This is a genomic window from Nonomuraea sp. NPDC004580, from assembly GCF_040609855.1.
GTDB lineage: Bacteria > Actinomycetota > Actinomycetes > Streptosporangiales > Streptosporangiaceae > Nonomuraea > Nonomuraea salmonea.
Window position 1 is genome coordinate 86,663 of record NZ_JBEXLH010000001.1, and the last position, 24,347, is coordinate 111,009.

22 protein-coding genes are annotated in these 24,347 nt (G+C 69.2%); 14 read left to right on the forward strand and 8 right to left on the reverse strand.

The window, feature by feature from the left end:
* Window positions 1-68: 68 nt before the first annotated feature.
* Complete coding sequence (locus tag ABZW11_RS00385; protein ID WP_355411014.1) at window positions 69-1,598, forward strand: family 10 glycosylhydrolase; 1,530 nt, start codon at window positions 69-71, stop codon at window positions 1,596-1,598.
* 162 nt (window positions 1,599-1,760) lie between these two features.
* Here ABZW11_RS00385 and ABZW11_RS00390 read toward each other — a convergent pair whose 3' ends face one another.
* Window positions 1,761-2,408 (reverse strand): FHA domain-containing protein, encoded by a 648-nt coding sequence (locus ABZW11_RS00390; RefSeq protein WP_355411016.1) that lies wholly within the window; start codon window positions 2,406-2,408, stop codon window positions 1,761-1,763.
* A gap of 181 nt (window positions 2,409-2,589) precedes the next feature.
* Here ABZW11_RS00390 and ABZW11_RS00395 point away from each other — a divergent pair, with 181 nt between their 5' ends.
* The 6 genes from ABZW11_RS00395 (at window position 2,590) to ABZW11_RS00420 (ending at window position 9,804) form a co-directional block, all read left to right on the forward strand.
* Complete coding sequence (locus ABZW11_RS00395; RefSeq protein WP_355411018.1) at window positions 2,590-3,711, forward strand: citrate/2-methylcitrate synthase; 1,122 nt, start codon at window positions 2,590-2,592, stop codon at window positions 3,709-3,711.
* A complete protein-coding gene (locus ABZW11_RS00400; protein ID WP_355411020.1) occupies window positions 3,708-4,007 on the forward strand; it encodes a DUF3017 domain-containing protein in 300 nt (99 codons plus the stop codon). The genes ABZW11_RS00395 and ABZW11_RS00400 overlap by 4 nt, the downstream gene beginning before the upstream one ends.
* Window positions 4,008-4,060: 53 nt before the next feature.
* Window positions 4,061-5,278 (forward strand): NADP-dependent isocitrate dehydrogenase, encoded by a 1,218-nt coding sequence (locus ABZW11_RS00405; RefSeq protein ID WP_355411022.1) that lies wholly within the window; start codon window positions 4,061-4,063, stop codon window positions 5,276-5,278.
* A gap of 167 nt (window positions 5,279-5,445) precedes the next feature.
* On the forward strand, window positions 5,446-6,474 hold the full coding sequence (locus ABZW11_RS00410; protein ID WP_355411024.1) for a polysaccharide deacetylase family protein: 1,029 nt from the start codon (window positions 5,446-5,448) through the stop codon (window positions 6,472-6,474).
* A 161-nt stretch (window positions 6,475-6,635) separates the two neighbouring features.
* Window positions 6,636-8,747, forward strand: a complete 2,112-nt coding sequence (locus ABZW11_RS00415; RefSeq protein ID WP_355411026.1) for a transporter substrate-binding domain-containing protein — start codon at window positions 6,636-6,638, stop codon at window positions 8,745-8,747.
* A 58-nt stretch (window positions 8,748-8,805) separates the two neighbouring features.
* On the forward strand, window positions 8,806-9,804 hold the full coding sequence (locus ABZW11_RS00420; protein ID WP_355411028.1) for a malate dehydrogenase: 999 nt from the start codon (window positions 8,806-8,808) through the stop codon (window positions 9,802-9,804).
* Between the two features lie 68 nt (window positions 9,805-9,872).
* Here the strand turns inward: ABZW11_RS00420 and ABZW11_RS00425 are convergent, their stop codons facing one another.
* Together ABZW11_RS00425 and galE are read right to left on the reverse strand one after the other, a co-directional pair.
* The gene (locus ABZW11_RS00425; protein ID WP_355411030.1) at window positions 9,873-10,025 is read right to left on the reverse strand and encodes a hypothetical protein; all 153 of its coding nucleotides are present in this window, start codon (window positions 10,023-10,025) and stop codon (window positions 9,873-9,875) included.
* Window positions 10,026-10,062: 37 nt separating this feature from the next.
* On the reverse strand, window positions 10,063-11,010 hold the full coding sequence (galE, locus tag ABZW11_RS00430; protein WP_355411032.1) for a UDP-glucose 4-epimerase GalE: 948 nt from the start codon (window positions 11,008-11,010) through the stop codon (window positions 10,063-10,065).
* 86 nt (window positions 11,011-11,096) lie between these two features.
* Here galE and ABZW11_RS00435 point away from each other — a divergent pair, with 86 nt between their 5' ends.
* A complete protein-coding gene (locus ABZW11_RS00435; RefSeq protein ID WP_355411034.1) occupies window positions 11,097-12,410 on the forward strand; it encodes a hemolysin family protein in 1,314 nt (437 codons plus the stop codon).
* A 14-nt stretch (window positions 12,411-12,424) separates the two neighbouring features.
* Window positions 12,425-13,423 carry a tryptophan--tRNA ligase gene (gene trpS / locus ABZW11_RS00440; RefSeq protein ID WP_355411036.1) on the forward strand — a complete coding sequence of 333 codons (999 nt, stop codon included), beginning with the start codon at window positions 12,425-12,427 and terminating at the stop codon, window positions 13,421-13,423.
* Window positions 13,424-13,448: 25 nt separating this feature from the next.
* On the opposite strand, the gene ABZW11_RS00445 is transcribed toward trpS, so the two are convergent.
* Window positions 13,449-13,661, reverse strand: a complete 213-nt coding sequence (locus ABZW11_RS00445; RefSeq protein WP_355411038.1) for a hypothetical protein — start codon at window positions 13,659-13,661, stop codon at window positions 13,449-13,451.
* An 89-nt stretch (window positions 13,662-13,750) separates the two neighbouring features.
* On the reverse strand, window positions 13,751-14,941 hold the full coding sequence (locus ABZW11_RS00450) for a helix-turn-helix transcriptional regulator (protein WP_355411040.1): 1,191 nt from the start codon (window positions 14,939-14,941) through the stop codon (window positions 13,751-13,753).
* A gap of 136 nt (window positions 14,942-15,077) precedes the next feature.
* On the opposite strand from ABZW11_RS00450, the gene ABZW11_RS00455 reads away from it, so the two are divergent.
* Both ABZW11_RS00455 and ABZW11_RS00460 read left to right on the forward strand, forming a co-directional pair.
* Window positions 15,078-15,257: a hypothetical protein gene (locus tag ABZW11_RS00455; RefSeq protein WP_355411042.1), complete on the forward strand. Its 180-nt coding sequence runs from the start codon at window positions 15,078-15,080 to the stop codon at window positions 15,255-15,257.
* Window positions 15,258-15,289: 32 nt separating this feature from the next.
* Window positions 15,290-16,258: a YihY/virulence factor BrkB family protein gene (locus ABZW11_RS00460; protein WP_355411044.1), complete on the forward strand. Its 969-nt coding sequence runs from the start codon at window positions 15,290-15,292 to the stop codon at window positions 16,256-16,258.
* On the opposite strand, the gene ABZW11_RS00465 is transcribed toward ABZW11_RS00460, so the two are convergent.
* Window positions 16,247-17,386: a D-alanyl-D-alanine carboxypeptidase gene (locus ABZW11_RS00465; protein WP_355411046.1), complete on the reverse strand. Its 1,140-nt coding sequence runs from the start codon at window positions 17,384-17,386 to the stop codon at window positions 16,247-16,249. The genes ABZW11_RS00460 and ABZW11_RS00465 overlap by 12 nt on opposite strands.
* 128 nt (window positions 17,387-17,514) lie before the next feature.
* Here ABZW11_RS00465 and ABZW11_RS00470 point away from each other — a divergent pair, with 128 nt between their 5' ends.
* A complete protein-coding gene (locus ABZW11_RS00470; protein WP_355411048.1) occupies window positions 17,515-17,703 on the forward strand; it encodes a hypothetical protein in 189 nt (62 codons plus the stop codon).
* Here ABZW11_RS00470 and ABZW11_RS00475 read toward each other — a convergent pair.
* Entirely contained in the window at window positions 17,675-19,027 is a 1,353-nt protein-coding gene (locus ABZW11_RS00475; protein WP_355411050.1) for a peptide ligase PGM1-related protein, read from the reverse strand. The genes ABZW11_RS00470 and ABZW11_RS00475 overlap by 29 nt on opposite strands.
* A gap of 543 nt (window positions 19,028-19,570) precedes the next feature.
* Between ABZW11_RS00475 and ABZW11_RS00480 the strand changes: the two genes are divergently transcribed.
* A complete protein-coding gene (locus ABZW11_RS00480) occupies window positions 19,571-20,794 on the forward strand; it encodes a M20 family metallopeptidase (RefSeq protein WP_355411052.1) in 1,224 nt (407 codons plus the stop codon).
* 199 nt (window positions 20,795-20,993) lie between these two features.
* On the opposite strand, the gene ABZW11_RS00485 is transcribed toward ABZW11_RS00480, so the two are convergent.
* Window positions 20,994-22,907, reverse strand: coding sequence for a Xaa-Pro dipeptidyl-peptidase (locus tag ABZW11_RS00485; RefSeq protein WP_355411054.1), 1,914 nt, complete (start codon window positions 22,905-22,907; stop codon window positions 20,994-20,996).
* A 298-nt stretch (window positions 22,908-23,205) separates the two neighbouring features.
* Here ABZW11_RS00485 and ABZW11_RS00490 point away from each other — a divergent pair, with 298 nt between their 5' ends.
* Window positions 23,206-24,276, forward strand: a complete 1,071-nt coding sequence (locus ABZW11_RS00490) for a BMP family ABC transporter substrate-binding protein (protein ID WP_355411056.1) — start codon at window positions 23,206-23,208, stop codon at window positions 24,274-24,276.
* Window positions 24,277-24,347: the final 71 nt, after the last annotated feature.

The window sequence follows — 24,347 nt, forward strand, 5'->3', positions numbered from 1 at the left end:
TTGTTGATCTGAAGGTAATTTTCTGTCATCGTCGCCTTCGATACAACCACTTCCGAGAGGCACCCCCCATGCCCAGCAGAAGGACTCTCCTCAAGGGTCTCGCTCTCGCCGCCGCCGCATCGGCCGTTCCCCTCCCGGCCTTCGCCCAGCCCGGGTACGTGCCCCCGCTGCGCCAGATGCGCGGCATGTGGATCGCGTCGGTGGTCAACATCAACTGGCCGTCGAAGCCGGGACTGACCGCCGAGCAGCAGCAGGCGGAATACCTCGCCTGGCTCGACGTGGCCGTGCAGCGCAAGCTCAACTCGGTGTTCGTGCAGATCAGGCCCACGGCCGACGCGTTCTGGCCGTCGCCGTACGAGCCGTGGTCGCAGTATCTCACCGGCACCCAGGGCCAGGACCCCGGCTACGACCCGCTCAAGTTCGCCGTCGAGGAGACGCACAAGCGCGGCCTGGCCTTCCACGCCTGGTTCAACCCCTACCGCGTCTCGATGCAGGCCGACCCGGCCCAGCTGCACCCCGACCACCCCGGGCGCAAGCACCCCGACTGGCTCGTGCCGTTCGGCGGCAAGCTCTACTACAACCCCGGCATGCCCGAGGTCAGGAAGTTCTGCCAGGACGCCATGATGGACGCGGTCACCCGCTACGACATCGACGGCCTGCACTTCGACGACTACTTCTACCCGACCAACACCACCGGCTTCGACGACGCGGAAGAGTTCGCCAAGTACGGCGCCGGCTTCCCCGACCTCGCCGCCTGGCGCCGCAACAACGTGGACCTCATGGTCCAGGAGATGCAGCAGCGCGTGCTCAAGGCCAAGCCGGAGATCGCCTGGGGCATCAGCCCGTCCGGCATCTGGCGCAACAAGGGCACCGACCCGCTCGGCTCCGACACCAACGGCGGCCAGTCGTACGACAACCTGCACGCCGACACCCGCGGCTGGGTCAAGAAGGGCTGGCTCGACTACATCGCGCCGCAGCTCTACTGGTACATCGGGCAGCCGCCGGCCGACTACTCCAAGCTCGTGCCCTGGTGGTCCGACGTGGCCGCGGGCACCGAGACGCTGCTGTGGATCGGGCAGGCGGCGTACAAGGCGGGCGACCCGGCGCAGGCGGCCGAGTGGCAGGCGCCGGACGAGCTGTCCAGGCACCTGACGCTCAACCGCGACCACCCCGAGATCGGCGGCGACATCTGGTACAACGCCAACGACGTCAAGGTGGACAGGCTCGCCTCCATCACGACCGCGGTCAACGACCACTACCAGCGGCCCGCGCTCGCGCCGGTGCTGCCCCGGCTCGCGGGCGGCAGGGCGCCGTCGCGGCCGGTGGTGGCGTACGCGCTGCGCCGCCACGGCGGGGTCGAGGTGCGGGCGGTGGCCACCGGGAAGGACGAGCCCTTCCAGTGGGCCGTCTTCCGCTTCGACCGGCCCGCGAACTCCCGCGCCTTCGACGACGCCCGCAACCTGGTCGCCGTCGTGCCCGGCGACCGGCAGTTGCGCTGGGTGGACGCCGAAGGCAAGCGCGGCCACCACTACTACGTCGTCGCGGTGGACCGGGCGAACAGGACCAGCAAGCCCAGCAACGGGTTCAGGGTGATCTGAGAGCGTGCTGCGCCCGGCTGCGTCGCCGGTCTGACCGGCGACGAGCCGCGGCGCCGCCCTGAGCAGGGCGTACGCCGTTGCCCGCGCCCCCCGGAGGGGGTGATGTCCAGGTTCCGACGCTGCCGGAACCCCTCGCCGTGGCCCCGGTCGCGAACCTTGAGACTACGAAGCCCTGCGCCCGGCCGCCGAAGCCTGCTCGGGTGCGGATCCCGACGACCTCTGCGGTGGCACCACAGGGGTCGGGCGGACCAGCCCGAGCGCGACGACCTCGTTGGCCAGCCGTGTGCGCCGGTTGGTGCCCTCGGGAATCCTGAACTTCTGGTAGAGCCGCAGCAGATGCTGCTTGACCGCGGCCTCGGTCACGACCAGGTCGTCGGCGATCTCGCGTGCCGTCGCCGGAGCGACGAACGCCTCATCGGACAGCGCCGGCCGGCAGAGCGAGGTCAGCACATCGACCTCGCGCCTGGTCAGCTCGGGTGCCGCCGCCCTGCGCAGCTCGACCTCGGGGGTGAAGTCCTCACGGGGGACTCCACCGATCCGGCCCCGCGCCGCGCCGAAGGAGACGACGTCGCCGTCGTCAAGGACCCTCCGGGCGATCGGCCTGCCGTTCACCCGCGTGCCGTTCCTGGACAGCCCCAGGTCGACGACATACAGGTAGGGTCCTCGTCTGACGAACTCGGCATGGAGTCGAGACACGCTGGGGTCGGTGAGCCGGATGTCTACACCCCGGCCCCTTCCGACCGTCGTGATCTCGGGGCGCAACGGGACCACCTCGCCAGTGTCCTCGATGCGTATGAACGGCCCCTCCACGGCAGTTCCTCCCCAGGTAGCCCGCCGTAACTATTACTACAGCTCCGGCTTACCCAACCGAGGGGATGCGGAATCTCCTTTGCCGAAAGGAGAATCCGTCGTGAAATTGGTCTGGACCTTTGACGTCGGTTTTGCCTGCTCACGGGTAGACTTCGGGCGGAGATAAGCGGAGGAAACACTCATGGCGGACAAGCCCACGAAAGGTCTGGCCGATGTCGTCGCCGCGTCCACAGCGCTGAGCGACATCGACGGAAAGGCCGGTCGCCTCTTCTACCGTGGATACGACATCCACGACCTGGCCGGCCGCGCGACGTTCGAGGAGACCGCACACCTGCTCCAACGTGGCAAGCTGCCCACCCGCTCCGAGCTCGACGCCTACGGCGACGAGCTGGCTCGGGGCCGCGAGCTGGGCGCCCTGGTGTCCGCGAACATCGCCGAGATCGCCGAGAAACAAAAACCCATGGAGGCGCTGCGCACGCTGGTCTCGCTGGCGGGCGCCGACGACGCCGACAAGGACTCCATCGACCCCGAGGCCAACCTGCGCAAGGCCGCCCGCCTGGTGGCCCAGCAACCGCTGCTCGTCGCCCGCTACCACGCCGCGCGCACCGGCTCGGAGGCGCCCGAGCCCGACCCGTCGCTGAGCATCGCCGCCAACTTCCTGCTCCAGGTCACCGGCCGCACCCCTGACCAGCGCGAGGTCGAGATCTTCGACGAGTGCCTGGTGCTGCACGCCGACCACACCATGAACGCCTCCACCTTCGCCGCCCGCGTGTGCGCCGCGACGCTGTCGGACATGCACTCCGCCATCGTCGCCGCCATCGGCACCCTCAAGGGCCCGCTGCACGGCGGGGCGAACGAGCAGGTCATGAAGACGCTGGAGTCGCTGTCGCCGGGCGGCGTCGCCCAGGCCGTACGCGACAAGCTCGCCGCCGGCGAGAAGATCATGGGCTTCGGCCACCGCGTCTACAAGACCGAGGACCCCCGCGCCACGCACCTGCGCCGCATGTCCGCCGAGCTCGGCGAGGCCAGCGGCGACGACACGTATTACCGGATGTCGAAGGAGATGGAGGAGGTCGTCTTCGAGACCAAGGGCCTCTATCCCAACGTCGATTTCTACGCCGCTTCCGTTTACCACTACCTTGGCATTCCGACAGACCTGTTCACGCCGGTCTTCTCCGTCAGCCGCATGTCAGGCTGGACGGCTCACGTGATCGAGCAGCACGCCGACAACCGGCTGATCCGCCCCGACAGTGAGTACATCGGTGAGACCGACCAGAAGTGGAAGCCGATAGAAGAGCGTTGAGCAACGGGACCGAACGCGAGACCTGGGGGCCGTACCCGCTGATCCTGGTGGGTGCGGCCGCCGGTGTGCTCGCCATGTTCATCGCCGACCCGCGCTGGGGCGGGTTCGTGCTGGGGGCCGTCATCATGGTCGCGGCCGCGCTGCGTTTCGCCGGTTACGGCGGTCAGCTCGCACTCAGGAGCAAGAAGATCGACGTCATCACGCTGTCCGTGTTCGGATTCGTGCTGGTGCTGACCTCGCTCCTGCTCGGCAACAACGAGCTGAAAGCGATCATCCTGTCCCTTTTCGCCCCGTGACCTTACGGTCCGATAGCCTCAACGCATCCATTCATTGAAGGGGAACCATTCGCATGCCCAAGATCAAGGTGGAGGGCCCCGTCGTCGAGCTTGACGGCGACGAGATGACCCGGATCATCTGGCAGTTCATCAAGGACCAGCTGATCCTTCCCTACCTCGACGTCGACCTGAAGTACTACGACCTCGGCATCGAGCACCGCGACGCCACGGACGACCAGGTCACCATCGACGCCGCGAACGCCATCAAGAAGTACGGCGTCGGTGTGAAGTGCGCCACCATCACCCCGGACGAGGCGCGTGTCGAGGAGTTCGGCCTCAAGAAGATGTGGAAGTCCCCCAACGGGACCATCCGCAACATCCTCGGCGGCGTGATCTTCCGCGAGCCGATCATCATGTCCAACGTGCCGCGCCTGGTGCCCGGCTGGACCAAGCCCATCGTGGTCGGCCGTCACGCCTTCGGCGACCAGTACCGCGCGACCGACCTGAAGATCCCCGGTGAGGGCACGCTGACCCTTACCTACACGCCGAAGGACGGCTCCGAGCCGATCGAGCTCGACGTGTACGACTTCCCCGGCAGCGGCGTCGCCATGGCGATGTACAACCTCGACGAGTCGATCCGCGACTTCGCCCGCGCCTCCATGCGCTACGGCCTGGCCCGCAACTACCCGGTCTACCTCTCCACGAAGAACACCATCCTCAAGGCCTACGACGGCCGCTTCAAGGACATCTTCGCCGAGGTCTACGAGGCCGAGTTCAAGGCCGACTTCGAGAAGGCCGGCCTCACCTACGAGCACCGCCTCATCGACGACATGGTCGCCGCGGCGCTCAAGTGGGAGGGCGGCTACGTCTGGGCCGCGAAGAACTACGACGGCGACGTCCAGTCCGACACCGTCGCGCAGGGCTTCGGCTCCCTCGGCCTGATGACCTCGGTCCTGATGACCCCCGACGGCAAGACCGTCGAGGCCGAGGCCGCCCACGGCACCGTGACCCGCCACTACCGCCAGCACCAGCAGGGCAAGCCCACCTCCACCAACCCGATCGCCTCGATCTTCGCGTGGACGCGTGGCCTGGCCCACCGCGGCAAGCTCGACGGCACCCCCGCCGTCACCGACTTCGCCGACAAGCTGGAGCAGGTCTGCATCGAGACCGTCGAGAGCGGCCAGATGACCAAGGACCTCGCGCTCCTGGTCGGCGGCGACGCCGAGTGGCTCACCACACAGGACTTCCTCGCGGCGCTCGACGAGAACCTCAAGAAGAAGATGTCCGCCTGAAGGACCTTCTCCTCCGCGCTACGGCCTCTGCCTCCCCAGGCAGAGGCCGTTCGTTTTGTCGGGCGCGGCGCGTTTTCCCAGCTCTTGACCCCGGGGGCGGCGTGGCGTAGTTGATCACGTGGGTAAGAGCCAGCTCAGAACAGTCGTACGCGTTTCGGGGGGTAAGGATGCGACTGCGAATTCTGAGTGGGCTGGGGGCGCTCACCGCCGCCGCTCTCCTCACGGGCTGCGACTCTCAGCCCGAGACCGCCAAGCTGACCAACAACAAGGTCGACGCCGCGGCCAAGGCCAAGGCGGACAGGGCGGCCAAGGTGAAGCGGGCCGCCGCGGTGAAGGCCAACGAGCTGGGGCAGATCCCGGTGCTGATGTTCCACCGCATCGTGCCCAAGCCGCAGACCACCGACGACCGGTCGCCCCAGCAGTTCAGGGCCGATCTGGAACGCCTGGTGAAAGAGGGCTACGTGCCCGTCTCGGCCGGCGAACTGGTGACCGGCAAGATCGACATCCCGGCGGGCAAGCACCCCGTGGTGCTGACGTTCGACGACTCGTCGCCCTCACAGCTCACCCTGAACGCGATGGGCGTGCCGCAGAAGGACACCGCGGTGGCGATCCTGAAGGAGGTGGCCGCCGCGCACCCCGGCTGGAAGCCGAAGGCCACCTTCTACGTGACGCGCGACATGTTCGGCAAGACCGTGCGCGAGGAGCAGGCCCAGGCGCTGCTGTGGCTCAAGGACAACGGCTTCGAGCTCGGCAACCACACCCGCGACCACTACAACCTGCGGGGCCGCTCACAGAAGGAGGTCGAGGAGCAGATCGGCTCGATCGGCAAGGAGATCGAGGCCCTGTCGTACGTCAAGCCCGTCACCATCGCCCTGCCGTACGGCAACCAGCCGAGCAAGAAGAACTGGGCGCTGCGCGGCAAGGCGTACAAGCACGCGGGCGCGTTCCTGGCCGGCTACACCCCGGCACCGGCGCCGTTCAGCAAGGCGTTCGACCCCGCCGGCATCCCGAGGATCAAGGTCATGGAGAAGAAGGGCGACTGCGCCCAGTTCTGCTCCGAGGCGTGGCTCGACTGGCTGAAGAAGAACCCGGACATGCGCTACACCTCCGACGGTGACCCGCGTACGGTGGCGTATCCCAAGTTCAAGGCGCCCTCGCTGCGCAAGGCGTTCGCGACCTGGAGCCTGCCCTACTGATCGGCCTCACCCGCGACCCACGTCGACCCCGGCGCCGGAGATCGGCGCCGGGGCAGGAAAGAGGCGAACCCGTGACGTACCTAAGCCTCAACCGATCCCTGAGAAGTTGCTGAACGTCGTAAAGTTTGCGTCGATGGGTTCAGTACACGTGGGGATGACGAATGCCGCAGATCTCGCCGCTGGTCGCCGGCGATCCCACCGAGCTGGGGTCCTTCCGGCTGTCAGGACGGATCGGGGAGGGCGGGCAGGGCATCGTCTATCTGGGGGCCAACAACCAGGGTGAGCGGGCCGCGATCAAGCTGCTGCACGTCAAGTTCAGCGGCGACACGATCGCGCGCTCGCGCTTCGCGCGGGAGCTGAAGGCGGCGCAGCGGGTGGCGTCGTTCTGCACCGCGCGGGTCATCGAGGCCGACCTCGACGGTGACACGCCGTACATCGCGAGCGAGTACATCGACGGCCGGCCGCTGCGCGAGATCGTCGAGACCGACGGACCGCTCACCGGCACCGTGCTCGACCGGCTGGCCATCGGCACCGCCACCGCGCTCACCGCCATCCACCACGCCTCGATCGTCCACCGCGACTTCAAGCCCGACAACGTGCTGATCGCCGCCGACGGGCCGCGCGTGGTCGACTTCGGCATCGCCCGCATCATCGACTCCACCGGTACGATCACCAGCCGCGCCATCGGCACGCCCGCCTACATGGCGCCCGAGCAGATCGCCGGCGACGACATCGGGCCCTACACCGACGTGTTCTCCTGGGGCGCGACCATCGCGTTCGCCGCCACGGGGCAGGTCGCCTTCGAGGGCAAGTCGATCGCGGTCGTGCTCAACCGCATCCTCAACCACGAGGTCGACGTCACCATGATGGCCGAGCCGCTGCGCGGCGTGGTGAGCTCGGCGCTGGCGAAGAACCCGGCCGACCGGCCGTCCGCCGACCAGATCCTGCTGCGGCTGCTCGGCCAGTCGTCCACGGCGGGCGCCTCGACGGCGGTGCTGACCAAGGGCGTGCAGGTGGCGAGCGACGACACCACGCCGTTCCTGCGGGTGTCGGCGGGCTCGATCACCGACCGTCCCGGCGTGACGGGCGCCTCCCCGGCCCAGCCCGCCCCGACCGGCCCCCAGACCGGGCAGAGTCCCCAGCCCGCGCAGAGTCCCCAGACCGGCCCCCAGACCGGCCCCCAGACCGGCTCCCACACGAGCTCGCAGGCCGTCCCAGGTCCGCACACCGGCGCCCAGGTCCCGCACCTGCCGGCTCCCCACACGGCTCCCCCCACAGCTCCCCACGCCGGGGCCTCCGCGCTCCAGAACGCGCCGACCGGCCCCGGGCAGCACCCGGGCGGCGTGGCGCCGCCGGAGGGGGGTGCGGCGCCGTACGCGCCGGCCGGGCCCGCCGCGCCCGCACGGCGCGGGCGGGCCAGGCTGTGGATCGCGGTGGCCACCGTGCTCGTGCTGCTCGCCGCCGCGGCGCTGGCGCTGTTAGCGAACGGCTGGCGCCCGCTCGCCTTCTTCGAGCAGGTCGATGCGTCACCGGAGGACTCCGGCGGTGCGGCCACGGCGGTCGTGGACAAGGTGGCTCAGACCGGGAAGATCGTGATCGGGGTCAAGGGCGACCTGCCGGGCATCGGGCTGCAGAACGGCGGCTCGTTCGAGGGCTTCGACGTCGACGTCGCCAAGCGCATCGCGGCCGAGCTGGGCGCCAGGGAGACGACGTTCGTCAGGGTCGGGCGGGACGACCGGGCGTCCGCGCTGGCCGAGGGCCGGGTCGACCTGGTCGTGGCGACGTACTCGATCGACAAGAGCGACACCCAGTTCGCCGGGCCCTACTACCTGGCCCACCAGGACGTCCTGGTGCGCGCCGGCGACATCGACGACATCGACGAGCTCAAGGGCAAGCGGGTGTGCGCGCTCAACAGCCCGTCGGTCGGCGCCGTCCAGGACCGCGTGCCGGTCAAGCCGGTCGCGGCCAGCGACTACGCCGCCTGCATGGACCTGCTGCGCACCGGCAAGGTGAGCGCGGTGCCCGGCGAGGACCTGATACTCGCCGGGTTCGCGGCCCGCGAGAACCTGCGCTTCAAGATCCTGGGCGCCAAGCTCAGCACCGAGCGCTACGCGGTCGGCATCAAGGACGGCGACGTCAAGACGTGCAAGGCCGTGTCGGGCGTGATCGCCGACATGTACGCCAAGGGCGTCATGGAGCAGCTCCTGACCAGCTATTTCGGCAAGGTCGACTTCAAGGAGGAACTCAAGGTGCCCGCGATGGAAACCTGCTGATGACGAGCGGGTAACATCCCGAACGTCAATGATTCACGCTGCGAGTTAGGGGAAGGCCATGGCGTCGTCAGCCACTGAGCCCGTCAAGGTGCCCGTCAAGGTGACCGTCACCGGAGCCGCCGGCCAGATCGGCTACGCACTGCTGTTCCGCATCGCGTCGGGGCAGCTGCTCGGCGCCGACACGCCGGTGAAGCTGAGCCTGCTGGAGATCCCGGCGGCGGTGAAGGCGGCCGAGGGCACCGCGATGGAGCTGGACGACTGCGCGTTCCCGCTGCTGTCCGGCATCGAGATCACCGACGACCCCAACGTGGCCTTCGACGGCGCCAACGTCGCGCTGCTGGTCGGCGCCATGCCCCGGAAGGCCGGCATGGAGCGCGGCGATCTGCTGGGCGCCAACGGCGGCATCTTCGGCCCGCAGGGCAAGGCCATCAACGACCACGCGGCCGACGACATCAAGGTCCTGGTCGTGGGCAACCCGGCCAACACCAACGCGCTCATCGCCCAGCAGAACGCTCCCGACGTCCCGGCAGAGCGCTTCACCGCGATGACCCGCCTCGACCACAACCGCGCGCTGTCGCAGCTCGCGGCCAAGCTCCAGGTGCCGGTCACCGAGATCAAGCACATGACGATCTGGGGCAACCACTCCGCGACGCAATACCCCGACCTGTTCCACGCGGAGGTGGGCGGCAAGGTCGCGGCCGAGCAGGTCGACGGCGACTGGCTGCGCGAGACGTTCATCCCGACCGTGGCCAAGCGCGGCGCGGCCATCATCGAGGCGCGCGGCGCGTCCTCGGCCGCCTCGGCGGCCAACGCCGCGATCGACCACGTCTACGACTGGGTCAACGGCACCGAGTGGACCTCCGCCGCCGTGGTCTCCGACGGCTCCTACGGCGTGCCCGAGGGCCTCATCTCGTCCTTCCCGGTGCGTGCGGCCGGTGGCAGGTTCGAGATCATCCAGGGCCTCGAGATCGACGCGTTCTCCCGCGAGCGCATCGACGCCAGCGTGCGCGAGCTGGCGGAGGAGCGCCAGGCGGTCAAGGACCTCGGCCTCATCTGACGCGCTCTCGCTGACGCGCGCCCTTCCGCTTCGCGGGGGCGCGCGTTCGCGTCTCGGAGGTCAGCCGGTCACGGAGTGGCCGCCTGGTCGCTCGGCGCGGGGTCGGCGGCCGGTACGGGGCCGGGCGTGGCGAAGACCACACCGGCGGCGGTCAGGAGGCTGCCCGTCACGACGAGGGCGACGAAGAGCAGCTTCGTGACCCTTGGTGAAAAGCTCCTCACATTTGCGTATCACAGCACAGATCGCGCACGCGTAGGGTCATTTCCGAGAAAGCGCTCCCCAGGCGTCGGCGACGATGTCGCGCAGCGCCGGCCGCTCGGCCTTCCAGCCCAGCTCACGCTGGATCTTCGCGGACGACGCCACCAGCACGGCGGGGTCGCCGGGCCGCCGCTCGCCGACCACTGCGGGGATCTCGTGCCCGGTGACCTCGCGGCAGACCGAGATCACCTCCTGCACGGAGAAGCCGGCGCCGCTGCCCAGGTTGTAGATCTCGTGCCGGCCGGGCGTGATCGACTGCAGCGCGAGCAGGTGCGCCCTGGCCAGGTCGGCGACGTGGATGTAGTCGCGCACGCAGGTGCCGTCGGGCGTGGGGTAGTCGGTGCCGAACACGCTGACCGACTCCCGCTCGCCGGTCGCGACCTTGAGCACATTGGGGATGAGGTGGGTCTCGACCGCGTGCCGCTCGCGGTAGCGGCCGTAGGCGCCGGCCACGTTGAAGTAGCGCAGGCTCACCGCGCCGAGGCCGCGCCGGCCCGCGTACGCGGTGAGCGCGCTGTCCACGGCCAGCTTGGTCGCGCCGTAGGGGTTGGTCGGGCGCGTGGGATCGCTCTCCTCGATGGGCGAGCGCTCGGGCTCCCCGTACGTCGCCGCCGTCGAGGAGAACACGATCCGGCCCACGCCGTGCTCCCGCATGGCGTCGAGCAGTGCCAGGGTGCCGCCCAGGTTGTTGGCCCAGTAGCGCGCTGGCTGCTGCACCGACTCGCCGACCAGCGACTTGGCGGCGAAGTGCAGCACCGCGTCCACGCCGTCGAGCGCCTGCCCCGCCTCGGCGATGTCGGCGCGCACGAACCGCGCGCCCTCGGGCACCGCGTCCTCGTGCCCGGTGGACAGGTCGTCGAGCACGGTCACCTCGTGTCCCGCCTCGACGAGCTGGGCGGCGACGACACTGCCGACGTATCCGGCTCCTCCGGTGACCAGCAGTCTCATGTGTACTCCTGTGGAGACATGTTTGATTTTGTAAGGCTTGCCGTTCAGCATACGCGGGAAACCGGACGAGTACGCTGCCAACCACCATGTTTGACACCGTCGCGGCCAACATCGCCCTGGTTCTGCTGTTCATTCTGATCGGGGGCTTCTTCGCCGCCGCCGAGATAGCCATGGTCTCCCTGCGCGACAGCCAGGTGCGCAAGCTCTCTCAGCAGGGCAGGCGCGGCGAGCGGGTGGCCAAGCTGGCCCAGGACCCCAACAGGTTCCTGTCGGCCGTGCAGATCGGGGTGACCGTGGCCACCATGCTGTCGGCCGCGTTCGGCGCCGACCGGCTCGCCGCCCAGTTCGAGCCCGTGCTCGTGAGCTGGCGGGTGCCCGAGGCCGTCGCGCCCGTGCTCGCGCTGGTGCTGGTGACGCTGGCGATCTCGTACGTGTCGCTGGTGCTCGGCGAGCTGGCGCCCAAGCGGCTGGCGCTGCAGCGCACCGAGGGCCTGTCGCTCGTCGTGGCCCCGTTCCTCGACCGCATCGCCGCCCTGTCGCGCCCGGTCATCTGGATGCTGTCGAAGTCGACCGACCTCGTGGTCCGGCTGCTCGGCGGCAACCCGGCGGCCGACAGGGAGGAGGTCACCACCGAGGAGCTGCGCGACATGGTGGTGGGACACACCGACCTGACCGCCGACGAGCGCAAGCTCATCGCCGAGGTGTTCGCCGCCGGGAAACGGCAGCTCAGGGAGGTGATGCTGCCGCGTACCGAGGTCGAGTTCATGGACGCCGACACGCCGCTGACCGAGGCCGCCAGGCTGGCCGCCACGCTGCCGCACTCGCGCTTCCCCGTCTACCGGGAGTCGTACGACGAGGTGGTGGGCTTCGTCCACGTGCGCGACCTGCTGGACCCGGAGCTGATCGGGCGGACCGAGCCGATCAGCGCGGTGGTGCCGATCAGGACGGCCAAGTTCGTGCCCGCGTCCAAGCGCCTGCTCACCACGCTCAACGAGATGCGCGACGAGGGCCAGCACCTCGCCATCGTGGTGGACGAGTACGGCGGCACGGCCGGCATCGTCACCATGGAGGACCTGGTGGAGGAGCTGATCGGCGACATCAGGGACGAGTACGACATCGAGGAGGACGTCGTCGTCCTGCCCGCCGGCGAGATCGAGATCGACGGCCTGACGAACCTCAACGACTTCGCCACGGAGACCGGCATCAGGCTGCCGGACGGCCCGTACGAGACGCTGGCCGGCTTCGTCATGGCCATGCTGGGCCACGTGCCCGCGGTGGGCGAGCGGGTGGAGTTCAGCGGCTTCGAGCTGACCGTGACCGAGCTGGACGGCCGCAGGATCGCCCGGATCAGGGTGAAACGCCGACCGGCCGTCGAGTCGGCACCTGAGCAGGATTCCTGACACAATTGGCTGCTATGGCCAGACCTCGTGTTCTCTCCGGCATCCAGCCCACAGCGGACTCTTTCCACCTGGGCAACTACCTGGGTGCGCTCCGTCAGTGGGTCACGTTGCAGGAGACCCACGACGCGTTCTACTGCGTGGTCGATCTCCACGCGATCACGGTGCCGACCGAGCCCGCCGCGCTGCGCCGCCGTAGCCGCGTGGCCGCGGCCCAGCTCTTCGCCGCCGGGCTCGACCCCGAGCGGTCGACGGTCTTCGTGCAGTCCCACGTGCGCGAGCACACCGAGCTGGCGTGGATCCTCATCTGCCTCACCGGCATGGGCGAGGCGGCCAGGATGACGCAGTTCAAGGACAAGTCGGCCAAGTTCGGTGAGAGCGCGGCCAGCGTGGGCCTGTTCACCTACCCGATCCTGCAGGCCGCCGACATCCTGCTCTACCAGGCCGACCGCGTTCCCGTGGGCGCCGACCAGAAGCAGCACCTCGAGCTGACCCGCGACCTCGCGCAGCGCTTCAACCACCGCTTCGGCGACACGTTCACGCTGCCGGAGCCGTTCATCCCGAAGGAGGTCGAGAAGATCACCGACCTCCAGGACCCGACGTCGAAGATGTCGAAGTCGTCCTCCAGCCCCGCGGGCATCCTCGACGTGCTGGAGCAGCCGGGGCCGCTGCGCAAGAAGATCATGCGCGCGGTCACCGACACGGGCTCCGAGGTGCTGTTCGACGAGGAGAACAAGCCCGGCATCTCCAACCTGCTGCGCATTCAGTCCGCGCTGACCGGCACGCCCATCCCCGAGCTGGTGGCCCGCTACGAGGGCCAGGGCTACGGCACGTTCAAGAAGGACGTCGCCGAGGCGGTGGTCGAGACGTTCACGCCGATCAGGGAGCGCACGGAGAAGCTGCTCGCCGACGAGAAGGAGCTCGACCGGCTGCTCGCGATCGGTGGCGAGCGCGCGTCGGCGGTGGCCAAGCAGACGATGGAGCAGGTGCGCGACCGCGTGGGCTTCCTGCTCTGACCGCACCGGCTCGCGACGGGCGCACCTAGGCGCAGGGGCACTCCGGGTCGTGGCGGACGGCCCGGTGCATGCGCAGGATGGCGCGCAGGGCGGCCAGGCTGGGCCTGTGCAGGCGGGTCTCGTCGCGGGTGGCGGTCCAGCCCGAGCGGTCGCGTTCGAACGACCATCCGGGGAACTCCCGCGTGGCCTCCTGGAGCAGGTGTTCCATGACGAAATCGGCACTCGGCGCTGTGGTCATGGTCGCAGCGTGGCACGCCGGCGCCTGACGGTGACGAACTCGGGCGCAGGATCTCCCCGTTCGCAGGGACCGAACTTCGAGTTCGGGGTTCAGACCGTGATGTGGTGGCGCTCGGCGAGGTGGCGTACCTCGGGGGCCCACGACGGGCGGGCCCGCCGCGCCAGCGACCTGACCATCTCGCGCAGCAGCAGCTTGTGGCCGAGCTCCTCGGGGCTCTCCCGCTCGATGCGCAGCAGGTGGAGCAGGCTCGCGGCGTCGTCTCCGAGGTCCTCGCAGGCGCGGGCGACCTGGGCGAGATGGGTGGTGCGGCGCTCGATGGACGGGGTGCGGCGCAGGTCGATGTCGTCGGCGATGCGTAGCACGGCCTCGGGGCGGCCGATGTCGTTCTCGATGCTGGCCATGTGGATGGCGACGTTCGTGGGGCCGAAGAAGGCCAGGTCGTAGCCCCCTGAGGCGTCGTCGACCCGCTCAGCCAGCCCGGCGGCGGTGCCGCGCAGGCGCTCCTTGGCGGTGTCGTCGTCGCCCATGCGGGCCTCGCCGATGGCGGCGAGCAGGTGGAGCGCGCCGAGCGCCTTGATGTGCCGCTCGTCGCCCTCGGCGACGTGCGGTTCGAGAAGTTCGAGGCCGCGCCGCGCGACGTCGTACGCGATCTCGTGCATGTCGTCGGAGAGCATCGACTGCCCGAGACTCCAGTACGCCCACGCCGTCATCAGCGGGTCCTCCGACTCCTCGGCGAAGCGCATCGCCCGGTCGGCGGCCAGGTGCGCGAGGTCGACCCTGCGCAGGTGCTTGAGCACACCTCGGGCCAGCAGGTACGCGTCGGTCGCCACGCCGCAGGCCCGTGGCGTGCGCTCCAGGGCGAGGCTCTCGGCGTCGGTGATGATCGACGGCAGCGCGGCCATGAGGATGGAGTAGCGGCGCGACGAGGCGAACCAGGCGTTGCGGGCGGCGGCCACCCGCTCGGCCAGCTGGTCGGCGTCGGGCGGCTCGATGTCGGGAGTCTGCGAGCGGCTGGTGAACAGGGCCCGCTCGATGTCGCCGATCTGCGGCCTGCTGGGCTCGTGCGAGTCGCGCGGGGTCTCGCCGAGCAGGACCGCGGTGCGTACGCCGAGCACTTTGGCGATCTGCCTGAGCAGGGGGAGCGAGGGGGTGCGCTTGCCGTGCTCGATCAGCTCGATGTGCCTGGGGGTGCAGCCGGACTGCGTGGCCAGCGCGGTGGTGCTCATGCCTCTTCGCTCGCGCTGGAGCCTGACCATGTGCCCGGTGCTGATTTCGGCCATGGGCGGGACGCCTCCTGGGTCGGTCGGAACATCCCAAAGGCTAGGGCTCGCGCTGTCCGCCCGTCCCGGTTTCCGCCCTGCTCAGAGGCCCTTTCCGGGGGTGTGGAACGCGTGAAACGCTCGCGTTTTTCGGACAGTGGAGGCGGCGCCTGCCGAGGGGCGCGAGGACCTCGCGGAGGGCGCCGACGCCTGCTGCGTGGACACCGTCCTCGTCGCCGGGCGTGCCGTCAGGCGTGCTGGGCAGTTGCTCCATCATGAGGTGGCGACGGTCGTCGCCGCCCTGGCCGACAGCGCCCGCGCGGTGGTCGCAGCCTGATCACCGCCCCGGGCCCGGGGTGAGAGGGTGAGATGGCGAGTCTGACGGAGCGCGTGGCGGCGGCCAAGGCGCGGGGGCGCGGCAGGCTGAACGACTGGCGGGTGCGCCGGCCCGCGCTCGACCACCTCATCAGGGCGGTGCAGCGCTACCAGCTCCAGTCGGGCGACCGGCTGGCGGGCGCGGTCACGTACTTCGCGTTCCTGTCGTTCTTCCCGCTGGTGGCGCTCTCGTACGCGGTGCTCGGCTTCGTGGTGGCGACCAGCGAGACCACCAAATACGCGCTCACCAAGGCCATCGAGGAACGCCTGCCCGGCATCTCCGACCAGCTCGACCTGACCGCCATCGCCACGGCCAAGGAGACCGCCGGCATCATCGGCCTGCTCGGCCTGCTCTACGCCGGTCTCGGCGCGCTCGACGCGCTGCGCGGCGCTTTGCGCGAGATGTACATGACCACCGTGCCGCCGCTCGGCTTCCTCGTCGGCAAGCTGCGCGACCTGGTCTCGCTGCTGCTGATCGGGGTGACCGCGATCTCGTCGGTGCTGGTCGCCGGGTTCGCCACCACGGCGACGAACAACGTCATGCACTTCCTGTTCGGCCAGGAGTCGGTGCTCGCCAACCTCGGCTTCCGCGCGGCGGGCGTGGGCGCCGGGGTGGGGGCCGACTGGCTGCTGTTCGTGATCCTGCTGGGCTGGGTGGCGCGGACCGGCCAGCCGTTCCGGGTGATCGCCAAGGGCGCGCTGCTGGGCGCGATCGGGTTCGGGGTGCTCAAGCAGATCGCGACGCTGCTGCTGGCCACCACGCTCGGCAACTCCGCCCTGTACGGCGTCTTCGCCGTCATCGTGGGCCTGCTGGTGTGGATGAACTTCTCGGCCAGGCTCGTGCTGTTCGTGGCCGCATGGACGGCCACCGCGGGGTTCAGCCCGCCGCCCGCTCCGTCCCCGATTCCCGCCGTCGAGCAGGCGCAGAAGGAGGCGGAGCGGGCGCAGGCGTCAGAGACCTGAGCGGCCGCGCCTGCGGCGGATGCCGAACCCCAGCCAGATCAGCCCGAACAGCAGCCCGCCGCCGATCACGATCGCGCCGACCATCTTGGTGGAGTCGGTCTGCTTGGACGCGGCGGTGTCGAGCAGCGGCGGCTGCGCGGCCGGAGTGACCGACGCCCCGCCGGACGGAGCCGTCGTGGGAGCGGCTGTGGCGGCCGTGTGCGGGCCCGCGAGCGCGGTGGCGGGCAACGGGTCCACCAGGCGGCCTACGGGAGCCGCCTTGCCGCGTACGGAGAAGCCCCAGTCGAGCAGCTTGGACACCTCGTCCCAAAAGAAGCCCTCGTGCCGCATGATGCTCACCACGATGGTGTGGCCGCCCCTGGTGGCCGCGCCGACGAAGCTGGCGCGCGCCTTCGACGTCCAGCCGTTCTTGATGCCGATCATGCCGTCGTAGCGCCAGAGCAGCTTGTTGTGGTTGCTGATCTCGTAGTGGCCCTTGGGCGCCGGGAACTTCGCGGTCTTGGTGCTGATGTAGCGGCGGAAGTCGGGGTTGGCCAGGCCGGCGCGGGCGATGAGCGCCAGGTCGTACGCCGAGCTGCTCTGCCCCTTCTCGTCGAGGCCGCTCGGTGTCTTGGCCACCGTGTCGAACGCCTGCAGCCGCTTGGCCTCGGCGTTCATGTCGGCCATGGTCTTGGCCACGCCGCCGTTCGTCTCGGCCAGCGCCATCGCGGCGTCGTTGCCGGACGACATCATCAGCGCCCTGAACAGGTCCTCGATCTTGTACGACACCTTCGGCGACAGGCCGACCGCGCTGCCCTCCTGGTTGCACGCGTTCCTGCTGGGCTTGATCTTGCGGTTCTTGTCCAGCTTGGGGATCAGTGTGAGCGCGGTGAGCGTCTTCAGCGTGCTGGCCGGCAGGTAGCGTCCGTGGGCGTCCTTGGCCGCGAGCACCTGGCCCGTGCCGGCGTCCGCGATGACGTACGAAGTAGCCTTGCTCTTGGGCGGCTTCTTGACGCCCTCGGGGGCGACCAGGCCGTGGCTGCCCAGCGCCTCGCCGCCGACCGGCGTCGTCGGTTCGGCGTGCGCGGTCCCGCCGGTGAGCGCGACCGAGGCGATGAGTGCCGTGACCGGCACGAGTTTCGTCCACATGGCGGTCTCAGCGTAGCTCCGTGATAGTGCACATGTGGCGACACATCCCCCGAAGATCCACGTTCGATGCTAGAGAGGCACATGTGTCACGAAAGATCGCCGGATTCCTCATCATCCTAGGCGCATTCATGATCTTCGAGTGGGTGAACCTCGGGTTTAACTTGGCCGACGGCCACCCCACCGCGTTCTACGTGGTGCACGGCGTGCTGATCGCGGTGAACATCGTGCTCGGGGTCGTCCTGGGGGTGATCGGCTGGCGCGCGTTGCGCGGCGGGGGCAGCGGCGGGATCAAGGGCCGCACAGGAGGCGGCGAGTGAGCGCGTGCAGCTCGTCGGCCTCCTCGCGGGAGTCGCCGATCGTGGTGAAGCCCAGCTTGCCGTGCTCGGGGATGGCCCCGAGCAGGTGGAACACGTTGCCGGTACGCCGCTCGGCGTCGAAGCCGACGCCCAGCCGGTCGGCCGTGCGCATGACCTCGCCAGGCGTGCGCCCGCGCAGGCAGGCCGAGGCGCAGTTGTCGGTCGCGGTGTAGTACTTCGGCCGGTCGCCTGACATGAGGTGGCCGGTGGCCTGGTCGTACGTGGCGCCGGTCGTCAGGACGGCGGCGCCGTACGGGTGCGTGGTGCCGCCGATGCGCAGGTTGATCTCGCACAGCAGCGCCGCGTACCCGGCGTCGGCCTTGAGCGCGAAGAAGTCCATCCCGAACAGGCCCACCACGCCGCGCTCCGCGAGCACCTGCGCGATGCGGCCCGCCGACGCGCCCACCTCGGCGCGGTACTCCGGCGCGGCCGGGAACGTGCAGCCCTGGTAGACGTGGCCGTTCGGGCCGCCGAGCACCTGGTCGTGGGTGGCCAGCACCCTGGCGTGCCCGCCGGGGGTGATGCCGGCCAGCGCGCTCGGGTAGTACAGCGGCCGGTGCTCGATGAACTCCTCGACCACCGCACCCCGTTCCCTGATCTTCGCGGTGAAGCTGCCCCAGTCCTCGCCGTCGGCGGAGAAGCTGATCCGTGACCGGTCGGACCTGGTGACGATGGCGTTGCCGAGCCCCGAGTAGCCGTCGTTGAGCTTGACGATCAGCCGGTCGCCCGGCAGGGCCTCGATGGCCTCCTCGATCTGGAGCGTGGTGCGCACGTCGCCGAAGCCCCGGGCCATCGGGACGCCCGCCTCATGTCCCACCTCTCTGGCCCCGCTCTTGGAGCCGTAATAGGAAAGGGACGTGGCGGGTCCGTAGAGGGGCACGCTGAGTAGCGACGCCAGCTCCTCCTCGAGCTCGCTCAGCACGAAGGGCACCAGCCAAGCGTCCCCGTCGATCGCCGCGCGCAGCTGCTCGATCACGTCGGGACGGTCGAGCACGCCCCTGGTCAACGGCTGGGACCAGGGGTCGTCGAGGCTGATCAGCGTCAGACGCTTGGCGGCGTCATCCGGATCGGGCAGGAAGCCGAAGTAGTAGTCGACGATCTCGGGATCGACCGGCGCGGAGGAGAGGTAGACCACTTTGACCCCGGGCTCCCGGAGCGTCAGGAGCAGGAAGAGCAGGCGCTCCTCGTAGGACCTGGCCCCCGTGATCCGGCGGAGCTCATCCTGCGGAAGGGAGAGCGAGGGCACGACCACCAGGGTCCCCTCGCCCGGCTCGAAGATGCTCAACCCAGCATACTTCTCCCCGAACGGGATATTAGTGATCATATAGCGAGTGAAACACGCAATCCCCCCGAAAACAGCAACCGCTGAAGTGTGATGACCATGACGGGAGGTGACAGGATTCGGAATCGCTGACCACGTTTGAACTGGCAGCATCGGGTCACGATCTACTGATCCCTTGTGACTATTTAGGGATCACCAGCGCCCGTACGGAACGTGACAACCTGCGATTACGGACGTGCCACGGGCCAACATTTGGGGTATCTGTCGGCGTGCAGGCGCGAGAGGGCGATAAAGTCGAAGCATCGCCATCAGGCACACGGCCGACCGCCGTGCTCCCTGGCTGCGGCGGCACTCGCGATCGATGGAATGCGAAGCCCGTGCTTGACGATCCGCGCACCGAATCCGGCGGGCCGATCTTTGGTTTCCGCCGCACACCGGCCGCTCAACCAGGTGGCCGCGGCGGTGATGGAAAGTTTTCTGGAGCGCATGAGCCGTGCAGCCCAGCAGTTCGCCGGGAGAGCATGGCATCGGACGGGACGGTGACATATGCGGGGACGTGAGCTTCGAGGCGAACTCGACGCGTTCCTGGCGGAGACCGAGCAGGATCTCGTGGCATTCCGCCGCGACCTCCACATGCATCCTGAGCTGGCCTTCGCCGAATATCGCACGACACAGCGCATCGCCGAGCGGCTCACCGCCGCCGGCCTCACCCCCTCGGTGCTGCCCAAGGGCACCGGGCTGATCTGCGACGTCGGCAGCGGCGACGGCCCGACCATCGCCCTGCGCGCCGACATCGACGCGCTGCCGCTGCAGGACGAGAAGGACGTGCCCTACCGCTCGACCGTGGCGGGCGCCTGCCACGCCTGCGGCCACGACGTGCACACCACGGTCCTGCTCGGCACCTCGCTCTTCCTGGCCCAGCAGGCCGCCGCCGGGTCGCTGCCCGGCCGCGTACGCCTGATCTTCCAGCCCGCCGAGGAGCTGCCCGGCGGCGCGCTCGAGGTCATGGCCCACGGCGGCATCAGCGGCGTCGACCGCATCTTCGGCCTCCACTGCGACCCGCGCGTCGACGTCGGCCAGTTCGGCCTCAGGACCGGCCCCATCACCTCCGCCTGCGACAAGATCGCCGTGCGGGTGTCCGGGCCCGGCGGTCACACCGCCCGCCCCCACCTGACCGCCGACCTCGTCTTCGCGCTGGCCAAGATCCTCACCGAGCTGCCCGCCGCGCTGTCGCGCCGCGTCGACCCGCGCTCCTCGCTCAGCCTCGTCTGGGGCAAGGTGATGGCCGGCACCGCGGCCAACGCAATCCCCGACGACGGGGTCGCCGAGGGCACCGTGCGCTGCCTCGACGAGGACGCCTGGCACGCCGCGCCCGACCTCATCAAGTCGCTGCTCGAGTCCGTCGCCGGCGCCTACGGCGTCGAGGCCACCCTCGACTACACCCGCGGGGTGCCGCCCGTCGTCAACGACGAGCTCAGCGTCGAGATGCTGTCCGCCGCCGCCGAGCAGGCCCTCGGGGCCGGGGCCGTCGTCCCCACCCAGCAGTCGCTCGGGGGCGAGGACTTCGGCTGGTACCTCGAGTCGATCCCGGGCGCCTTCGCCCGGCTCGGCACGCGGTCGCCTGACGGGGTGACGTACGACATCCACCAGGGGACGTTCGACGTGGACGAGAAGGCGATCGCCATGGGGGTGCGGGTGATGGCCACCACAGCCCTGACCTCCCTGTGGGAGGTCGGCCCCATCAACTCGATCACCAACGCCATGGCCTGACCACCCCTGTTCTTCGAAAGGACCCCGCCCCACTCCGGCCGGGGTCCTTTTGGGTGTTGGGGGGTGGGGTTCCGCCGTACTTCGGCTGGGGTCCTTCTGGGGGTGGGGTTCCGCGGCGCTTTCGCCGGGGTCCCTTGGGGGCTCCACCCTCCACCCCCTCTTAGGGACCCTCGCCGAAGTGCGGTGGGGCTTTCTTCTCTTACGGGAGGCGGCCCAGGGTTATGGGGAGGTTGAGTTTGCTGTGGGAGGGGGTGATGGTGATCTTGGTGCCCGCTGGGTAGCGGAGGGTGTAGTCGTAGTCGGTTGAGATGACTACCAGCCCTAGGCGGTGGCCCTTCTTGAAGGTGTAGTCCGTGGGTTGGAAGTCCCAGGTGAAGTCGTAGTCCTTGCCTGGGCGGAGCGCGTCGGTGCGGTCGGGGCGGTGGCGGTTGCGGGTGTCCAGCCAGCCTCTTGTGACGATCTTGTACGGGGTCACGGAGGTGCCCAGCGTGCGGAGGACCGTGCAGCCGGTGTCGCCGGGGACGCCCTGGCCGTAGCAGTAGTTTTCGCCGGTCGAGAGCAGGCTGCCGTTCGGGCGGGTGTCGGTGCCGTAGTCGACCAGCAGGGCGGTGAGATATGGGGAGGCGCCGTCCTTGAAGGAGGCGCGGACCTTCACCGTCGGGGTGCCGGAGATGCGGACGTCCGTGGGGAGGGCGGGTGTGGTGTAGGCGAGGCGGTTCGGGTCGGGGCCGGTGGCCTCGACCAGCTGCTCGGCCGTTCGCGTCTTCTGGTCGACGAAGGTCTCCTCAGCCGCGCGCGGCCGGGGGAGGAGGCCGAGGGAGGAGCCGGGGCCGAGGTGCAGGGGGACGGTCACGGTGCCGGGGAGCGGCCAGGAGCGGTGCTGTTCCCACTGGCCGGCGGCCACCTCGACGTCGGCCTGCGGCTCGCGCATGATGCCGGAGTCGATGCCGTGCAGCCAGTAGTCGAACCAGCCGTGCAACTGGCGCAGCCATTCGACGGTACGCAGGCTGAACGGGTTCATGTGGGTGCCCTGGTGCAGCCAGATCTTGCGCGGCACCTTCTGCTTGGCCAGCGCGTACCACCACTGGGCGAACTGCTTGGTCTTGACGTTCCAGTCGTTGAGCCCGTGCACGACGAACACGCTGGCCTTGACCTTGCGCACGCCGTTCATGTAGTTGCGGACGTCCCAGAAGGCGCTGTAGTCGCCGGTGATCCGGTCCTGTCCTGCGGCGATGTCGTCGATGACGGCCCCGCAGGCCTCCTGGCCGTTCTCCCTGGTCAGGACGTATTTGGCGAGCACGTCGAGGTCCTCGCCCTGGAAGCCGCCAGGGGCCAGGACGCCGCCGTTGGCGCGGTAGTAGTCGTACCAGCTGGAGATGGCGGCGATCGGGACGATCGTCTTCAGGCCCTCGACGCCGGTGGCGGCGACGGCGTTGGGCAGGGTGCCGTTGTACGAGACGCCGATCATGCCGACCTTGCCGGTGGACCAGGTGGCGTGGACGGGGTCGCCGGCGGCGTCGAAGCCCTTGGCGCGCCCGTTGAGCCAGTCGATGGCGGCCTTCGGCCCGGCCGTCTCGTTGCGGTCGCCGGAGGTGGGGCAGCCGGTGGCGCGGGCGCTGCCGACGTTCTCGACCAGGGCGATGGCGTAGCCGCGGGGCAGGAAGTAGTTGTCGTAGTAGCCGTCGAACGGCCCGGCGTCCTGGCGGGCGCTGAGCGCGGTGAGCGCGGGCAGCGGGTTGCCGTGCTCGTCCACGTCCACGGGGTGGTTGGCGACGTCGTTGCCGGGGGCGTAGTACGGGCTCGCCTCCATGATGACCGGGACCTTGAGCCCCTGGTCGGTCTCCTTGGGCCGCAGGATGTCCACGGCCACCCTGTCCGGTTTGCCGTCGTTGTCGCTGTCGGTGCCCTTGACCTCGACGAACACCGTCTGCCGGATGGCGTCCGCCCGAGAGAAGACGGGCTGGGTCGCGTTGTTCTCGATGGTGATCGCGGGGGTGTCGGCCGAGGCGGGCGTCGTGCCGGTCAGTGTGCCGGTCACTGTGCCGGTCAGGGTGGCCACGAGTAACGCGGCCAGCGGCACGGCGAGCCTCTTGCGGGCCTTACGAGAATGCATGCGGGCTCCGATGAGAGTTTTCGACCTTCGCTGGGAATCTCCGTCACGATGAGCGCTGGGGCAAGGGGTGTCCATGGGGCGAAGTTGGGGAAATCTTTCCGGATGTCGTACGGTGTGCCTGCTTCGTGCCGGATTCAGGTCCCAGGTCACGGACGCGAGTGATGTCGATAACGGAGCGGTTGCGACCCTGTGCGCCGGTTTGGTTGTCCCTGGTCAAGCAACTATCTTCCGTGCAGGTGCCGTTCGTTTCTTCGCGCCTGCGATGAGATTCGGCGGCGGGGAAATGGAAGGAGTCGCCTTGCTCGGCAAGCGATTCAACAGGCTGATGCTCGGCTCGGTCGCCGGCGTCATGCTCATGGCAGCGGCCGCCTGTGGTGGCGGCGATGGTGGGGGAACCACGGCCAGCGAAGAGCCGACAGGGGGCACGAGTTCCGCGGCGGGCACCGGCTCGCTGAAGGTCGGCCTCGCGTTCGACGTCGGCGGGCGCGGTGACAAGTCCTTCAACGACGCGGCTTACACCGGCCTTGAGAGGGCGAAGACGGAGCTGGGCGCGGAGATCAAGGAGCTGAGCCCCTCCGCCGACGGCTCCAACCGCGGTGACCTGCTGCGTCAGCTCGCGGACGCCGGCTACAACCCGATCATCGGGGTCGGCTTCGCCTACGCCGAGGACGTCAAGAAGACCGCCGAGGAATACCCCGACCTGCAGTTCGCGGTCGTCGACTCCGCCTCCAACGCGCCCAACGTGACCGGCCTGCTGTTCGCCGAGGAGCAGGGCTCGTACCTGGCGGGCGTCGCCGCGGCGACCAAGTCGGAGAGCGGCCACGTCGGCTTCGTCGGCGGCGTCGAGTCCGACCTGATCAAGAAGTTCGAGGCGGGCTTCGTGGCCGGCGTGAAGTCGGTCAAGTCGGACGCCAAGATCGACGTCACCTACCTCACCCCTGACGGCGACTTCAGCGGCTTCAAGGCCCCCGACAAGGGCAAGGTCGCGGCCGAGAAGATGTACCAGGACGGCGCCGACATCGTCTACCACGCCTCCGGCGACTCCGGCCTCGGCGTGTTCCAGGCGGCCGCCGCGGCCGGCAAGAAGGCCATCGGCGTCGACTCCGACCAGCGGCAGACGGTCAAGGAGACCGACCTGCAGTCGGTGATCATGACCTCGATGCTCAAGCGTGTCGACGTCGGCGTGTTCGAGTTCGTCAAGGCCTTCCAGGGCGGCGCCAAGGGCGGTTCGAACGTGACGTACGACCTCAAGGTCGACGGTGTCGGCCTGTCCACCACGGGCGGCGAGATCGACGACATCAAGGACAAGCTCGACGCTGCCAAGAAGGACATCGTCGACGGCAAAATCACGGTTCCTGCCAAGCCGTAATCGGGGTACGAGGGACAGCTGAGGGCCCGGAGTCCGTAAACTTCGGGCCTTCTGTCTATGTCGCCCACCCG

Coding starts and splice junctions, on each gene's coding strand:
- ABZW11_RS00460 (WP_355411044.1), top strand. CDS start 15,290: ATGGCGAGTCTGACGGAGCGCGTGGCGGCGGCCAAGGCGCGGGGGCGC.
- ABZW11_RS00470 (WP_355411048.1), top strand. CDS start 17,515: ATGATCTTCGAGTGGGTGAACCTCGGGTTTAACTTGGCCGACGGCCAC.
- ABZW11_RS00445 (WP_355411038.1), bottom strand. CDS start 13,661: ATGACCACAGCGCCGAGTGCCGATTTCGTCATGGAACACCTGCTCCAG.
- galE (WP_355411032.1), bottom strand. CDS start 11,010: ATGAGACTGCTGGTCACCGGAGGAGCCGGATACGTCGGCAGTGTCGTC.
- ABZW11_RS00395 (WP_355411018.1), top strand. CDS start 2,590: ATGGCGGACAAGCCCACGAAAGGTCTGGCCGATGTCGTCGCCGCGTCC.
- trpS (WP_355411036.1), top strand. CDS start 12,425: ATGGCCAGACCTCGTGTTCTCTCCGGCATCCAGCCCACAGCGGACTCT.
- ABZW11_RS00385 (WP_355411014.1), top strand. CDS start 69: ATGCCCAGCAGAAGGACTCTCCTCAAGGGTCTCGCTCTCGCCGCCGCC.
- ABZW11_RS00435 (WP_355411034.1), top strand. CDS start 11,097: ATGTTTGACACCGTCGCGGCCAACATCGCCCTGGTTCTGCTGTTCATT.
- ABZW11_RS00480 (WP_355411052.1), top strand. CDS start 19,571: ATGCGGGGACGTGAGCTTCGAGGCGAACTCGACGCGTTCCTGGCGGAG.
- ABZW11_RS00450 (WP_355411040.1), bottom strand. CDS start 14,941: ATGGCCGAAATCAGCACCGGGCACATGGTCAGGCTCCAGCGCGAGCGA.
- ABZW11_RS00420 (WP_355411028.1), top strand. CDS start 8,806: ATGGCGTCGTCAGCCACTGAGCCCGTCAAGGTGCCCGTCAAGGTGACC.
- ABZW11_RS00410 (WP_355411024.1), top strand. CDS start 5,446: ATGCGACTGCGAATTCTGAGTGGGCTGGGGGCGCTCACCGCCGCCGCT.
- ABZW11_RS00465 (WP_355411046.1), bottom strand. CDS start 17,386: ATGTGGACGAAACTCGTGCCGGTCACGGCACTCATCGCCTCGGTCGCG.
- ABZW11_RS00415 (WP_355411026.1), top strand. CDS start 6,636: ATGCCGCAGATCTCGCCGCTGGTCGCCGGCGATCCCACCGAGCTGGGG.
- ABZW11_RS00485 (WP_355411054.1), bottom strand. CDS start 22,907: ATGCATTCTCGTAAGGCCCGCAAGAGGCTCGCCGTGCCGCTGGCCGCG.
- ABZW11_RS00405 (WP_355411022.1), top strand. CDS start 4,061: ATGCCCAAGATCAAGGTGGAGGGCCCCGTCGTCGAGCTTGACGGCGAC.